A 14,602-nucleotide genomic window follows, 5' to 3' on the forward strand; every position below is an offset into this window, starting at 1 on the left:
AGAGATAAGCCTTAGATGATGTCATTGATCTCATAAAATAAAAAAATCCCAAGCCATTACTTGGGATTTTTTAGACTGATTAATTTTTTATAAATCTGCTATATAGTGTTAATTATTTATATAAATGACTCGGCCAGTATGACATCGCCATCCTCGCGCGTAATCATAACTGTAGCTGAGCGCGGTGTCTTGCCGCCAGCGATAGCACCCCATGTATTACCAGGATGTTGAATATTAATAAATAACGTTTTGAAGTCTGGGGTCATGGTAATACCCGTCACTTCACAGCCTTCGGGACCAACGAAAAAACGTTTGATATTATCATCACTAGCAAGCATGCCGACTGACGTTTGTTGCCCAGCCGAAGTGGTGGTAAGCGCACCATCACTCACCTTGCCCGGTAGAGCCGCCAGTAACATGCAGTTCGTGGTATCGGTATAAGCACCATCATCGGTCTGAATCCACAACACGCCACGTGGGTCAAAGTACAGGCCATCTGGCGAAGACAAATCATTGCTGGCATTTAACTGCGATAAATTTTCTGCGGACAAACCACTAGGCGCAGCAAACAGATAAATATCCCATTCAAAGGTCGTTGCCGCATGATCGCCGCCCGCTTCTGCCCAGCGGATGATATGCCCATTGTCATTGCCACGCGCTTTGCCACCTGCTTCATAGCTGCGCGGATTGGACGCTGAAACGGGCTGGTCGTCACGCTCGCCGCGATATTTATTATTGGTCAAGGTCACGTACACCTCGCCAGTCATAGGGCTAACTGACACCCATTCAGGTCGATCCATCTTGGTTGCACCTAGTGCGTCAGCAGCAGCACGGGCAAAGATCAAAACCTCATCCTGTCCATTGAAAGGCAGGTCACGATTAGAAGCGTCCAGTCCATTTTGACCATGAATCAGCGCCTTCCATTCGCCTCGACCATTTTCATTAAAGGTCGCGACGTAGAGCGTGCCCTCATTCATATACTTGTCACCAGCTTTTAGGCCGCCACCGATATCCGAATTTGACCATGTGGCTTTGGATACAAACTTATAAATATATTCACCGCGAGCATCATCGCCCATATAAAAGACCACGGGCTTGCCTTGCTCAACAGGCGCATAGGCACAGTTTTCATGAGCAAAACGCCCCAGTGCGGTACGTTTCTGAGGTACAGATTTTGGGTCAAATGGGTCGATTTCTGTGATATAACCAAAGGTATTAAAACCATTTCGGTAATCATCGGCAGCGCTTGCCCCAACAGCGGTCATGTCCCAACGTGAGAATTCGTCAGGGATTTTGGCGTCTTTGGCCTCTGGTGTGTGCCATAGGTACTCCCAACCCGGAAAATTCTCCATAGCCCCGTAGCGTTCGCGCCCGTAGTTGTACCCAGCGCTCAATTGACTGGCATCTTGTCCACGCGCAAATACGCCTAGGAAGTTCTCTTCGGTGGTCAGATACGTGCCCCAAGGTGATAGTCCTGCACCGCAGTTATTATTGATGCCACGCGTCTGAAGGCCTGTCGGATCAAATTTGGTCTTGACCAAATCAGAACCAGCGACAGGACCAGCTAACTGCGCGGTCGTACTGCTGGTAATACGGCGATTGTATTTTGAATCAGCCACCATCTCATAGCCCGTACCGTCAGCACGTCTGCTCATCTCGACCACCGCAACACCATGGCAATTGACCTCTCGGCGCACATCGCTAGCAAGGCGACGATTTTGAAATATCGGGGCGGCAGTATCATCTTGGGTCACATAGTAGCCAAACGGACTCAATTCGTTACTATTCACGTATTCATGATTCATGACCAGCAGGCCATTGTCTGACGCTTTAGCATCATACGCGCCGCCTTTCTTACCAAAGAACCACATGCCATCATGGTTGTCACCCATGCGCCATTCGAACGACTCGGCAGACTGCTCACGATTGTCTTTCCACTCATCGATACCAGAAATCAGTGGTGTACCCAGTGGCAATATCATCTCCGCTTTGTAGCCTTCAGCGACGCTCATCGTTTCGGCAGTGGAGTGTGCCACTGCGGTAAACTTCAAAGCTTCCGGACGCTTGAGATCACCCTGTGCAGGAATAGCAGCACTGTTGCCTGCGCTATTATTGACAGTATTACCGTCATCATCGTCACTACAGCCGACCAACGGTAACGCGCCAAAAAAAGCGGCTGCCGTCAATCCTGTGCCACCTTTTAAAATACTGCGGCGGTTTAAGCGGCGACTAATAATGGTTTGAAAGTCGATATTATCGCTAGGGTTAGAGTCCTCAACGACTTCGTGGGCAAGCAGTTGCTTATTATTCAATACTGTCATTATCAGTCACCTTGCTGTTAGGCTGGATTGGCGTAAAAAGGCTCGTTGCGGCTGTATCTTGTCTGCCACAACAATACGAATTACGCTTAAGTCTACTGAGCATTTATGACAGTACGTTGAAAGGCAGATGACAATTTGATGACAAGCTTTCTGATGATAAAATTTTATGGTGACGGATAAAACAAAAAATCCCAAGCGTTAACTTGGGATTTTTGATACTTGATACTTGATACTTGATAGTAATCTTAGCAAGTTTATTGCACTTGCGCCTGCCATTCATGCGCACCCAATTTTAGCATGAGCTTATCGCCTGCGTGCAATATGCCAACGCCACTTGGCGTACCTGTCATAATCACATCGCCTGCTTGTAAGCTAAACGCATGACTGATATTGGCCAATAATTCATAAACTGGAAACAACATCAAAGCACTATCGCCGTCTTGCTTCAGCGTATCATTAATGGTCAACTGATAATGCACCTCAGTAAAATCCCCGAACGCTTGCGGATCGATCCAGTCGGCGAGTACACAAGCACCGTCGAAACACTTGGCACGCTCCCATGGATGACCTTTTTCTTTTAGCTCAGTTTGCAAGTCACGCAAGGTCAAATCCAGTCCCAATGTCACACCGCCGATCGCTTGCTGTGCTTGCTCAATCGTCGCGGCTGATAGGTCTGCCGATAGCTGAACACATAGTTCCGCTTCATAATGCGTATCGCCAAACAGGTCTAGATTTGGGCGGATAACGCCTTGACGAATAGAAACCACCGCAGAGGCTGGCTTCATAAATAGCATGGGCGCGGCTGGCACCTCATTGCCCAATTCTTGAGCATGAGCGGCGTAGTTACGACCAACGCAGACGACCTTTCCGATGGGCGCGCGTAAGCTCTGATTGGCATTCTCAGCGCTGTCATCATCATTGACACTTGCGGCAATGGCATTGACTAAAGACATATGTGGTGATTGGCTCATAATAGGGCGGGTCCTCAATTCAAGTGATTGTATCTAAATGGGCTAAAAATGGCTAAATTTTGTGACCATTTTTAAAATGAGGACACGCCCCAGGCTTTCACAGCAAAATTATCAGATTGTATTAGCAAATTCAGCACTATCTAGCATAACGTTAACGATAAATCGTTTCAATAATAAGCCATCTGATGACAAACAACTAAGGAATCGTATTGGTCATCACATCTGGTGGCACATAGCTGGCATGACGGTTCATTCTTTTTTCAAACAGTCTAAAGCTAAATAAGATCACCCATGACAATAACAAGTAGACGATACCAGCCGCAAAGAACAACTCCATTAAGGTATAAGTACGCGCACTAATCGTACGAGCAACACCCGTGATATCCATCAAGGCAATGGTGGATGCCAACGCACTACCCTTTAGCATAAAGATGACTTCGTTACTGTAGGCTGGAATCACAATACCAAAAGCACGCGGCAAGGTAACACGTGTCAGTTTTTGCCATTTTGACATGCCAATCGCATCGGCCGCTTCTAGCTCACCAATAGGAATGTTTTGAATCGCACCGCGAATGATTTCTGCCAAATAGGCACTGGTGTTGAGCGTAAAGGCAATAATAGCGCACCAATAGGCTTTACTCAGTACTGGCTCCCATAAGAACGAATCACGTACCGCTTCGAACTGACCAAGACCATAATAAATCAAAAATATCTGCACCAGCAGCGGTGTGCCACGGAAAAAGAAAATATACAGAAAAGGAATTATCTGTACTGCCCAGCTTTTAGACAGTCTTAACAAAGCTAAAACCAAACCAAAGAGCAGCCCGATAACACCTGATATTATCACTAGTTGGACGGTCAAAACCGCGCCGCCTAGTAAGTCAGGGATATGCTCAAAAATAACCTGCCAATTCCAATCCATAGTATCTCTCCTCTACCCTATGGTCGATTGACGTTGAACGGATTGACGGCTCAGCTTTTTGGCATAGCGCGCCGCTGGATTGGCACGCCATTCAAGCCACATCATAAAGCCCGTAATCAGCATGGTTAAACCCAAATAGATAATCGCCGCCGCCATATAAAAAGTAAACGGCTGCTGTGTTGACTGCGCTGCGCGCGAGGACTGATACATGATATCTTTGAGACCAACCACCGATACCAATGCCGTGTCTTTAAGCAACACCAAAAACAGATTGCCCAATCCTGGCAAAGCAATTTGCCAGACTTGCGGCAAAGTAATGCGATAAAAAGTCTGAAAAGGACGCATGCCAATCGCTTGCGCCGCTTCACGTTGCCCTATCGGAATCTCTTGAATCGACATGCGAAAAATTTCAGTCGCATAGGCACCAAAAGCAATCGACAACGCCATGACACCGCCCCAAAACGCACTAATCTCGACATAGTCGTTATAGCCGAACTTTTTGAGAATGCTCATCAGCAGTATAGAACCGCCATAATAGATAAACAGTACCAAAAGTAGCTCAGGAATCCCGCGCATCGTGGCGGTATAGACAGTCGCAAGCTTACGTAGCAGCCAAATATTCGACAGCTTCGCTGTGGCACCGAGCAGACCAAAAAACATACCGATGACCAAACTGGTCATGGCAAGTTGTATGGTGACGGTAGCGCCGCTTAATAAAAGCGCACCAAATCCTTGTAAATCAAACACAATTATCCACTCAGTCTCTTTATATTAGCAATATTAGCAAAATATGAGTTAAAAGGATCAGCATCAATAGCTGAGCGCGGCCTAAAACCGTATCTTATATCAAATTGATACGGACAACCTAGTTAATAGCACAAAAAAATATTTACACGATTATAGACGCGGTAATTGACACAGTAAAAATGAGCGCTGATTTTATCATACTCGCTGGACGCTATGTTAATACTGACACGTAAAAGCGCGCCCTAAATAGCTACTTATCCCTGCAAGAAGAAGAAAAATAAGCGAGATTTGACCAAAGTTGACAGTCGATAACCATTTAAACAACAGGAGGTCTTAATAACACTCAAATAACGGTATAAAAAACATAAGGCACTTCACCAAAAAATAAAAAAGGACATTGCCATGATGGCGATGTCCTCGTTATTCATACTGCAATAGCGAATAGCACCATGATAGCAAATGGTTATTGCGCTGTGCTATCTGCTGCTGGTTGCTCAGTGTTTTCTACTGTCGCTGCACTGGTGCTGGCGGCTGATACAGTAAAGTATTTTTGACTGATTTTGTCGTAAGTACCATTGGCTTTTAAATTGGCTAATGATTCATTGAACTTCGCTTGTAGCGGATCGCCTGGGCGTACGGCTATGGCAAAATTATCATTGATATCAATCTCTTCACCTTTTAGCACATAGTTACTGCCTGATGGTGAGCTGAGCCATTCTATGGCTGGCAGTTTGTCAGATATCATCGCATCGACGCGACCTGAACCCAAGTCTAAGAACGCATTACTCAAGGTATCATAGAGCTTCATATTGGCTTTTGGATAGGTGTCCTCTAACCACTGTGATGAGATGGTCGAGCGCTGCGCGGCAATAGAGTGCGCATTGATATCATCGCTATTGCTTGGATTAAAGCTACTGTCTTTTTTAGCCAAAAAAACCAAGGCATTGCTAAAATAAGAATCCGTAAAACTCACTTGCTGCTCGCGTTCAGGTGTCACCGACATCGCCGCGACGATGGCATCATATTTACCAGCCTTGAGGCCAGGAATAATACCATCCCAATCTTGAGCGACAATCTCGCAAGTGACTTTCATATCGTCGCAGATAGCATTTGCTATATCTACATCGAAACCACCCAGTGTGCCATCTGCATTGGTATAGTTAAAAGGGGCATACGCGCCTTCAGTACCAATACGTAATACTTCTTTTGTATCAGCAGCGGTGGCCTCGGTAGCTTCTGAACTGCTATCGTCAGCACTATCTTGACTATTGCTACAACCCGCTAGCATAAAGACCGATACCATGCCCAGTAGCGACATTGACCAGCGGCTGGTCGTTACCAGTTTTTTGACTGAGGCACAAGTCATACTGCTGGCTGGAACAAGATAGTTGCTCATGATCATCCTTGATTTTTATATTAGAGAAACAATTTCGTAAAACAAGGCTTGCCTGATACAGGCAAGCCTCGTATTAGTTGGTCGCGGCTTCTGTTTGCTCTTCTTCAGCAATCATCGCATTGGCATCGACATTGCCTTCATCAACAACGACTACTTGCTCAACACTGCCAGTAGCAGTCGCTTTTTGCGCGGCAGCCGTAGTGCTGGTGCCAAAATAACTGCCAGTGATTTGATCATAGGTGCCATTGGCTTTTAGCTCGGCCAACGCTGCATTAAACTTGGCGACTAATGGATCGCCTTTACGGAAGGCAATACCCATGGCATCATCGTTGGTGCTGATTTCTTGGCCTTTGACTTCGTAGTCTTTACCTGCTTCAGTTTTTAACCAGTCGATACCCGTTACTTTATCCGACATCATCGCGCGCACACGACCTGAGGTCAGATCCAGATAGGCATTGTCTTGAGTGTCATAAAGCTTGATATCAGCATTGTCATGTTCATCTTGTAGATATTGCGAGGCAACCGTTGAACGCTGTGAAGCGACTGGCTGACCTTCGAGACCTTCTACGCTGATATCATCACCTTTTTTACCGATTAAGATGATACCACTGTGAAAATAAGGGTCGCTAAACTCTACAACTTCTTTGCGTTCAGGGGTGATTGACATACCAGCGATGGTCGCATCAAACTTCTGTGCGTTCAGTCCTGGAATCAGGCCATCCCAATCTTGCGATATAACTTCGCACTCTGCTTTCATTTGTGCACATAATGCGTCAACCAACTCAATCTCATAGCCAATCAGTTTGCCATCGGCATCTGTGTAACTAAAAGGCTTATAGCTTGATTCGGTCGCGATTTTGATATTCAAAGGCGTATCGCTCGCTGCATCCGCTTCGGCACTGTCTGCTGGTGCTGAGCTATTATTACACCCCGCCAGCATTAGCATTGCTGCGCTTAGCGGCGCAAGCCACAAAGCTTTCTTAGTCATTGATGATGTCATTGAAATTGTCATACCTATTGTTCCTTAATATATTTACCAGCCGTGTATTAACCCACTATTCGTTGATCGATACTGATTGATCAACGCACTTTCTTGCAAGCTCATTTATAAACGCTTACTGACCGAAGTTGATTTGCTCAAGACGTGCCAGCTCACCGTTACTACGGATTTCGCTAAGCGCTTTGTTAAAGTCGTCTCTGAGTGGGTCGTCCTTACGGACGGCAATGGCAATATTATCGTCATTGTCAATTTCGTCACCAACAACACCGAAACCTTCTGGATTGTCTGCTAACCATGATTTGGCTGAGACTTTTTCAGCCAATACTGCATCACTACGTCCAGATTTTAGATCCAAATAGGCATTGTCATAATTATCATAAAGCTTAACGGTGTTGCCATCTTTGCCTTCATAATTATCTTGTAGATATGCACCAGGCGTCGTTGAACGTTGACCGCCCAACGTTAGGCTTTTGATCGAAGTAGGATCAAAGCTGCCTTTGGTATCGGTCAGCCATACCATGGTATTGGCGAAGTAAGGCTCACTGAAATCAACTTTTTCTTGACGCTCAGCAGTGATAGACATACCAGCGACCACAGCATCATATTTTTGTGCCAATAGCCCCGGAATAATACCGTCCCAATCTTGGGCAACGATTTCGCATTTGGCCTGCATTTGGTCACATAAGGCATTAGCAACGTCGATATCAAAACCTGCCAACGTGCCATCGGCATTGGTATAGTTAAAAGGAGGGTAAGCGCCTTCAGTTGCGATACGAATGGTCTTGCCAGCCGTTTCTGCCGCGGGTGCATCAGCGTTGGCACCAGCCGTTTCATCAGCAGACTGACTACAAGCACTCAGCATTAATGCTGCAGTGACGGTCATCGATGACCATAATAGGCGAGAATTAGACATCATACATTCCTTAAATTCTAATGGGTTTTAATGTAGGGCTCTGATATTTTGTTCTCTGACTTCCCTGCCAGACAAGAAATATAGATAGCAGAAGATACAAGCAGCCGTCATTATTGACCGCCTGTAAGCCTTTTGATAATACCTGAGTAAAATATCAAAAACAAACGTTTTGCATACCGACTGTTATTATTGGGTAATAAATAGCTAACGACAATTACCAATCAGAAAGTTGAGTGGCATGAGCGATATGTCATAGAAGATAGTCCACAATAAGTGGCTAACTGTTTTGACGATGCGATGCCATAAAGTCTTTGACACGCTCAGAGGTAGGATTGTCAAAGATTTGTTCGGGCGTGCCCATCTCTTCAACGACTCCTTGATGTAAGAATACGACTTGGCTAGACACTTCGCGGGCAAAACGCATCTCATGAGTGACAATCAGCATCGTGCGCCCTTCTTCTGCCAATTCACGCATGACTGCCAGCACTTCATTCACCAGCTCAGGGTCTAAGGCAGACGTTGGCTCATCAAATAACAATACCCGTGGCTGCATAGCAAGAGCACGGGCAATGGCGACACGTTGACGCTGACCACCAGATAGATTGGCAGGGTAAGCATCTTTTTTGTCAAGTAAACCCACTTTATCAAGCAGCTGCTCGGCATCACTGATCGCTTGATCTTTTTTAATCTTTAAAACTTGCGTTGGCCCTTCGATGATGTTTTGCAAAATCGTTTTATGCGGCCACAAGTTGAAGTTCTGAAAGACGAAGCCCACACGCGCACGCAAACTCTCCAGTTGCTTGATATCTGAGGCTTGTAGCTCACCTGATTTGCCAGGCTTTAACATCAGCTCTTCATTACCGATGATAATACGACCTTGATTGGGCTTTTCAAGCAAATTAATACAGCGCAATAAGGTAGATTTTCCAGAGCCAGAAGAGCCCAAAATAGAGATCACATCACCATCATAGGCAGTGAGCGACACCCCTTTTAGCACTGCCAATGAGCCATAGCTTTTATGGACGTCTTGTAGATCTAAGGCGATAGGACGAGTCGGGTTTTTTGCAGTATCAAGCATGGTTCAGCAGGCTTCCAATATATATGAGTGAGAACGAAAATAAAAAACAGCATCGTATAGAGTATAAAGCAATGCCTTACATACCACCTTAATAGGATAGCGCGATGGCTAAGACACCATAAGAGAGGTATTGTCTCCTATAATGCAGAGAAAACGCAAACTTTGCGCAGCATTAGCTCATGAATCATCCAATGGACTGCTGGCACAAAAAAAGCCCAGACCGCATTTAGGTGCTGAGCTTTATTTTATCACTTTAGTGTACTAGGCGTTGTTTTATCTGATGGTAACATCGCGTCTTAAATAGTATCTATTGATAGTGTTTATTGATAGCCTGCGATTAGTACGTTGAAACATGCTCTGAGCTTTCAGTACCATCCAACACTTCTGAATCATCTGCGGTTGCTACTGCCACATCATCATTTGCACCAACAGCCATGCCATCATCGGCACTTGCAATGGCAATATCATCAGAGCTACTTGCAGTCGCGCGCTCCTCTACTGCTGTTTGTGCATCTACTGTCGGTTCAGTTTCCATTGGTGACTCATCTTTTTTGCCGCAAGCACTCAACGCCAGTGCCCCTGCGACCAGCCCAACCGTCAGCCAGTTTTTATATGCATATTGTTTAGTAGCCATGTCAATTCTCCATTACCTATGGTCTTTTGATTCAACACTATCTATCGATAGCGTTACTGTCTTAGTGCTTACTATACTGACGATACATCACGGCTACCTTAGTATTTACAGCGCAGTTCTGTTAAAGACACGTAAAGATAGAGTGGTGTATTGATAACAGTTATCCAATAAGAAACGCAGAATAAGACAAACAAAACAGCACCAGATAAGCCCTCATAAGCGCTTTGTAAAGCAGGCTCTGTTCACAAAATCATCTTTACTATCACCTCAATCTCCTCTATGTTAAATAGCATAATGCCATATGGGCATCCAAAGCTGCTTTTTTTGCTAAATTTTCGCCTCTTTAGGCGCTTTTATTTATTTAGAACATGTATCACTATAAGGAAAAATTTATGAGTCAATCAAACATCACAGACGTTACCACCTATATGCAATCTGTTGGTAAGCAAGCACGCGCGGCATCACGTGCCCTTGCAGCAGCCAATACTAGCGACAAAAATACCGCCCTTATGTCAATCTATGACGTATTGCTAGAGGCGAAAAAAGATATTTTGTCTGCCAATAAAATCGATATGGACAACGGTCGAAAGAACGACTTAGACGCCGCCCTACTTGACCGTCTAGAGCTAAACGATGCGCGCTTCGATGGTATGCTACAAGGTCTAAAAGACGTATCGGCGCTACCTGATCCTATCGGTGAAGTCACCGACATGACTTACCAACCATCGGGTATTCATTTGGGCAAAATGCGTGTACCACTCGGCGTGGTCGGTATGATTTATGAGTCGCGTCCTAACGTAACGCTGGAAGCCGCCTCTTTAGCCTTAAAATCAGGCAATGCGATTATCTTGCGCGGTGGCTCTGAAGCTTTTGAATCCAATCAAGCAATCGCTAAATGTATCTTAGAAGGTCTAAAAAAAGTCGGACTGTCTGAGCACAGTGTGCAGGTATTGCAAACGACCGATCGTGCTGCTGTCGGCGAGCTGATTACGATGACTGATTATGTTGATGTCATCGTCCCACGCGGCGGCAAAGGTTTGATTGAGCGTATCAGCCGTGATGCCAAAGTCCCTGTGATTAAGCATTTAGACGGTAACTGCCACACCTTTATTGACAGTGATGCCGATCCTGAGATTGCTATCAAAGTCAGCGTCAATGCCAAAACCCATCGCTACGGCACTTGTAATACCATGGAGACACTATTGGTCGATGAATCAGTCGCGGGTGAGCTATTACCAAAAATTGCTGAAGCCATCGTTCAAGCCGATGATGCCATGCAACTACGCCTCGATGAAAAGTCGCAAGCAATCTTGAATGATAATGCTGTGCTCAAAGGTCATCTATCTGCCGCAACTGCTGAAGACTGGGATACCGAATATTTAGCGCCCATCTTGGCGGTAAAAGTATTGTCAGGTATTGACGAAGCGATTGAGCATATTAATACTCATGGCAGCCATCATACCGATGTCATCATTACTGATAACTATACCAAGTCGCAACGCTTCATCCGTGAAGTCGATTCTGCCAGCGTCATGATTAACGCCTCTAGCCGCTTTGCTGATGGTTTCGAATATGGTCTAGGTGCTGAGATTGGTATCTCAACGGATAAAATCCATGCGCGTGGCCCTGTCGGTCTCGAAGGTCTGACTTCACAAAAATGGATCGTTTATGGTCATGGTGAGACACGCGCTTAGCTCATTGCGTCCCACCCTATCATCTACCGTTTAACTTAACGTATAATCCAAAAAAACGTCAGCTTAATTGCTGGCGTTTTTTTATGAATGACAATATGTTATATATGCTACATACCCGTTATTTTTTATAAAAGCAATCTACAGGAAAGCTGACCCATGCAAAGTGGCAAGATTAAGCACTGGAACCAAGATAAAGGCTATGGCTTTATCGATGTGGACGATCAAAATGAGGATGTGTTTTTTCATGTCAGTAAAGTTCGATTGTCACAGCCGATAACCGTCGGTCAAAGCGTCTATTTCAATAGTGTACGTAATGATAAAGACCAATTACGAGCCACTGAAGTCACGTCATCTTCACTGAGTATTGAAGCAGACACTGACAATGACACTGCGTCAAATGTGCCCAAGCACAGGCCTAATAATGCCAAACGAAATAGCCAGCACAGTAGTCGTAACTCAAATCACAGCAGTCGCGTCTCAAATCGCAGCAATCAAAGCAGTAATCAAAATAAGAGAAGCTTAGGCTCTACCGTGTTTAGCCTTATCGCTATTATCGCCGTCGCGTTTTATTTCTTTGGTGACTTAAAATCCACTTTCTTTGCTAATGGTGTTGAGTCGACGACGATATCGGCATCTAAAAGCTCAAGCCCAGCCACCAACTCTGGCGTAACGGGTGATGCTCAAATAGATAGGACGGTAGCGCTCATTCAGCAAGGCGGGCCTTTTCCTTATCCGAATAAAGATGGCACGACGTTTTATAATCGTGAGGGCAGATTACCCGCGCAGTCGCAAGGCTATTACCGTGAATACACCGTACCTACTCCTAATGTGTCACATCGCGGCGCGCGGCGTATCGTTACCGGAGGCTATCCACCTAACGTTTATTACTTGACGGTCGACCATTATGATAGCTTTAGAAAATTGGAGGTGAATTAAAATGAGTGAAGCCATCCACTATGTTAATCAAAACCACATTAACCAAAACGGTACAGCACTACATGCGGTCATTCCTATTGAGGCTGTTACCATACCCGTGGGTGACGCACTGGATAAAACCACGCTATTGACGAGTCTAGCCCGCGCCTGTGACTTCCCCAGTTATTTTTCGCACAACTGGGACAGCGCGTGGGACTGCTTGACAGATAGCGAGGTGGTGCATTTAACGCTTGATTTGACGGTGATAAAAAGGATAAATACCGAAGATTTCAATGTCTTTAAGAGCATCATTGAGGATGCCTATAGAGAATTTGGCAAACCACAACTGTGGCTCATTGTGCCATCTGAGGACGAAGTCTAATCACTGAGCGTAGCTGATAGTCACCGATAATTAGTCGTAATCATAGAAACCTGAATTCGAGATAAAGCCATATTTATCCCGAATTCAGGTTAATTTATTTTATAGAAAGGATTAACCTATGGAGATTACCTTAAACGGTTATTACACATTGATATTAGCCACCTTGGTGCTGCTACTTGGCCGATTTTTGGTGAAGAGAGTCAAGTTTTTAGAAGATTTTAATATTCCCGAACCGGTTGCTGGTGGTTTGGTCGCTGCTATTATCGTCTATATTCTCAATATGGTTTGGGGGTATAGTTTTAATTTTCACCAAGGATTACAGACGGCGACTATGCTGATGTTCTTTGCATCTATTGGCTTAAGTGCTGATTTTGGCAGGCTAAAAGCCGGTGGTACACCCTTATTAATTTTCACTGTCGTAGTCTCCGTCTTCATCATTTTACAAGATATCGTTGGCGTGGCGATGGCAAGTGCCTTGGGGCTTGATCCTCTGCTCGGTCTAGTGACCGGCTCTATCGCCTTGACTGGTGGGCATGGTACGGCAGGTGCTTGGGGCATTACTTTAGAAGAAGACTACGGCGTGGTCGGCGCCACAACGCTTGGTATTGCTGTTGCTACTTATGGTTTGGTCGCAGGTGGTATCGTCGGTGGCCCTGTTGCCCGTCGTTTAATTAATCGACTTGGACTAAAGCCCACACTTGCCAACCCACACCCTAGTGATATTGAAAAAGTCGCGGGCGCACAGTCGTTATATAGTACCAAGCATGACGAAGATAACGCGCACAGTGATAAAGAAATCTTTGAGAGACCAGATAGCATGCGCTTTATCACTGCGTCTTCTACTATCGAAACATTAGCGCTCTTTGCTGCGGCATTGGCTTTTGCAGAAGTGATGACACTGGTAGCAAAGGGTACATGGTTTGAGTTGCCCACTTTCGTATGGGCATTGGCAGGCGGTGTCATCATTCGAAATGTGCTAACGATGGTTTTCAATTTTGATATGTTTGACCGTTCGATTGATGTGTTCGGTAACGCCTCTTTGAGTCTATTTTTGGCCATGGCGCTGCTGTCTTTGAAGCTATGGCAATTGACTGATCTAGCCGGCCCTGTATTGATTATCTTGTTGGTACAGACAGTCATCATGATTATTTATGTCTATTTTATTACCTTTAAAGTCATGGGTAAAAACTATGATGCGGCTGTTTTGTCAGCGGGACATTGCGGTTTTGGTATGGGTGCAACACCCACAGCGATTGCGAATATGCAGGCAGTCACTGACCGCTATCTGCCTTCGCCTAAAGCATTTTTGATTGTACCAATGGTTGGTGCTTTCTTTGTTGATATTGTCAATGCGACGGTATTGCAGATATTTACGAAGTTGCCGTTTATGTAGGCTGATGCTGTCACAGAGCAAAACTTGATCCAATGAAAAAAACCGCTTAGCAAAAACTAAGCGGTTTTATGTTATATAACTTGCAGCAAAATCTGATTAATACTCACTGGTTTTTTGCGTAAACGGGCAACTCTCTACAGATCGCTTCTACCTAAAGTTTAATAGCTATCTAGCAAATAACGAATGCTAGACATCGAAAAGCCCGCCAAGACTCATCTTGGCGGGCTTTTTTAATT

At 45.1% G+C, this 14,602-nt stretch carries 13 protein-coding genes; 4 read left to right on the plus strand and 9 right to left on the minus strand.

The features are described 5' to 3' along the window. Nucleotides 1-116: 116 nt before the first annotated feature. The 9 genes from AAEY72_RS08785 to AAEY72_RS08825 form a co-directional block, all read right to left on the minus strand. Complete coding sequence (locus AAEY72_RS08785) at nt 117-2,321, minus strand: PhoX family protein (RefSeq protein ID WP_352310240.1); 2,205 nt, start codon at nt 2,319-2,321, stop codon at nt 117-119. 254 nt (nt 2,322-2,575) lie between these two features. After that, nucleotides 2,576-3,292 carry a fumarylacetoacetate hydrolase family protein gene (locus AAEY72_RS08790; RefSeq protein ID WP_352310241.1) on the minus strand — a complete coding sequence of 239 codons (717 nt, stop codon included), beginning with the start codon at nt 3,290-3,292 and terminating at the stop codon, nt 2,576-2,578. A gap of 196 nt (nt 3,293-3,488) precedes the next feature. Next, complete coding sequence (locus AAEY72_RS08795; protein WP_194620792.1) at nt 3,489-4,214, minus strand: ABC transporter permease; 726 nt, start codon at nt 4,212-4,214, stop codon at nt 3,489-3,491. A gap of 12 nt (nt 4,215-4,226) precedes the next feature. Further along, entirely contained in the window at nt 4,227-4,961 is a 735-nt protein-coding gene (locus tag AAEY72_RS08800) for an ABC transporter permease (RefSeq protein WP_010201853.1), read from the minus strand. Nucleotides 4,962-5,424: 463 nt separating this feature from the next. Further along, nucleotides 5,425-6,264 (minus strand): ABC transporter substrate-binding protein, encoded by an 840-nt coding sequence (locus AAEY72_RS08805; protein ID WP_502945359.1) that lies wholly within the window; start codon nt 6,262-6,264, stop codon nt 5,425-5,427. Nucleotides 6,265-6,430: 166 nt separating this feature from the next. Further along, nucleotides 6,431-7,369 (minus strand): transporter substrate-binding domain-containing protein, encoded by a 939-nt coding sequence (locus AAEY72_RS08810; RefSeq protein ID WP_210541116.1) that lies wholly within the window; start codon nt 7,367-7,369, stop codon nt 6,431-6,433. Nucleotides 7,370-7,472: 103 nt separating this feature from the next. Further along, the gene (locus AAEY72_RS08815; RefSeq protein ID WP_352310242.1) at nt 7,473-8,273 is read right to left on the minus strand and encodes a transporter substrate-binding domain-containing protein; all 801 of its coding nucleotides are present in this window, start codon (nt 8,271-8,273) and stop codon (nt 7,473-7,475) included. Between the two features lie 274 nt (nt 8,274-8,547). Further along, entirely contained in the window at nt 8,548-9,348 is an 801-nt protein-coding gene (locus AAEY72_RS08820) for an ABC transporter ATP-binding protein (protein ID WP_010201862.1), read from the minus strand. Between the two features lie 337 nt (nt 9,349-9,685). After that, the gene (locus tag AAEY72_RS08825) at nt 9,686-9,982 is read right to left on the minus strand and encodes a hypothetical protein (RefSeq protein WP_352310243.1); all 297 of its coding nucleotides are present in this window, start codon (nt 9,980-9,982) and stop codon (nt 9,686-9,688) included. 392 nt (nt 9,983-10,374) lie between these two features. Between AAEY72_RS08825 and AAEY72_RS08830 the strand changes: the two genes are divergently transcribed. The 4 genes from AAEY72_RS08830 (at nt 10,375) to gltS (ending at nt 14,366) form a co-directional block, all read left to right on the plus strand. Beyond that, a complete protein-coding gene (locus AAEY72_RS08830) occupies nt 10,375-11,676 on the plus strand; it encodes a glutamate-5-semialdehyde dehydrogenase (RefSeq protein ID WP_352310244.1) in 1,302 nt (433 codons plus the stop codon). A 156-nt stretch (nt 11,677-11,832) separates the two neighbouring features. Beyond that, complete coding sequence (locus AAEY72_RS08835) at nt 11,833-12,612, plus strand: ribonuclease domain-containing protein (RefSeq protein WP_352310245.1); 780 nt, start codon at nt 11,833-11,835, stop codon at nt 12,610-12,612. A gap of 1 nt (nt 12,613) precedes the next feature. After that, complete coding sequence (locus AAEY72_RS08840; protein ID WP_352310246.1) at nt 12,614-12,973, plus strand: barstar family protein; 360 nt, start codon at nt 12,614-12,616, stop codon at nt 12,971-12,973. Between the two features lie 118 nt (nt 12,974-13,091). Beyond that, nucleotides 13,092-14,366 (plus strand): sodium/glutamate symporter, encoded by a 1,275-nt coding sequence (gene gltS / locus AAEY72_RS08845; protein WP_352310247.1) that lies wholly within the window; start codon nt 13,092-13,094, stop codon nt 14,364-14,366. The last annotated feature ends 236 nt before the right edge of the window (nt 14,367-14,602 follow it).

It is taken from the genome of Psychrobacter sp. W2-37-MNA-CIBAN-0211 (assembly GCF_040309405.1).
Taxonomy (GTDB): Bacteria; Pseudomonadota; Gammaproteobacteria; order Pseudomonadales; family Moraxellaceae; genus Psychrobacter; species Psychrobacter glaciei.

What these genes read in the sequence shown, in the direction of transcription:
- AAEY72_RS08785 (WP_352310240.1), bottom strand. Translation starts at nt 2,321, where the DNA reads ATGACAGTATTGAATAATAAGCAACTGCTTGCCCACGAAGTCGTTGAG.
- AAEY72_RS08790 (WP_352310241.1), bottom strand. Translation starts at nt 3,292, where the DNA reads ATGAGCCAATCACCACATATGTCTTTAGTCAATGCCATTGCCGCAAGT.
- AAEY72_RS08795 (WP_194620792.1), bottom strand. Translation starts at nt 4,214, where the DNA reads ATGGATTGGAATTGGCAGGTTATTTTTGAGCATATCCCTGACTTACTA.
- AAEY72_RS08805 (WP_502945359.1), bottom strand. Translation starts at nt 6,264, where the DNA reads ATGGTATCGGTCTTTATGCTAGCGGGTTGTAGCAATAGTCAAGATAGT.
- AAEY72_RS08810 (WP_210541116.1), bottom strand. Translation starts at nt 7,369, where the DNA reads ATGACAATTTCAATGACATCATCAATGACTAAGAAAGCTTTGTGGCTT.
- AAEY72_RS08815 (WP_352310242.1), bottom strand. Translation starts at nt 8,273, where the DNA reads ATGATGTCTAATTCTCGCCTATTATGGTCATCGATGACCGTCACTGCA.
- AAEY72_RS08820 (WP_010201862.1), bottom strand. Translation starts at nt 9,348, where the DNA reads ATGCTTGATACTGCAAAAAACCCGACTCGTCCTATCGCCTTAGATCTA.
- AAEY72_RS08825 (WP_352310243.1), bottom strand. Translation starts at nt 9,982, where the DNA reads ATGGCTACTAAACAATATGCATATAAAAACTGGCTGACGGTTGGGCTG.
- AAEY72_RS08830 (WP_352310244.1), top strand. Translation starts at nt 10,375, where the DNA reads ATGAGTCAATCAAACATCACAGACGTTACCACCTATATGCAATCTGTT.
- AAEY72_RS08835 (WP_352310245.1), top strand. Translation starts at nt 11,833, where the DNA reads ATGCAAAGTGGCAAGATTAAGCACTGGAACCAAGATAAAGGCTATGGC.
- AAEY72_RS08840 (WP_352310246.1), top strand. Translation starts at nt 12,614, where the DNA reads ATGAGTGAAGCCATCCACTATGTTAATCAAAACCACATTAACCAAAAC.
- gltS (WP_352310247.1), top strand. Translation starts at nt 13,092, where the DNA reads ATGGAGATTACCTTAAACGGTTATTACACATTGATATTAGCCACCTTG.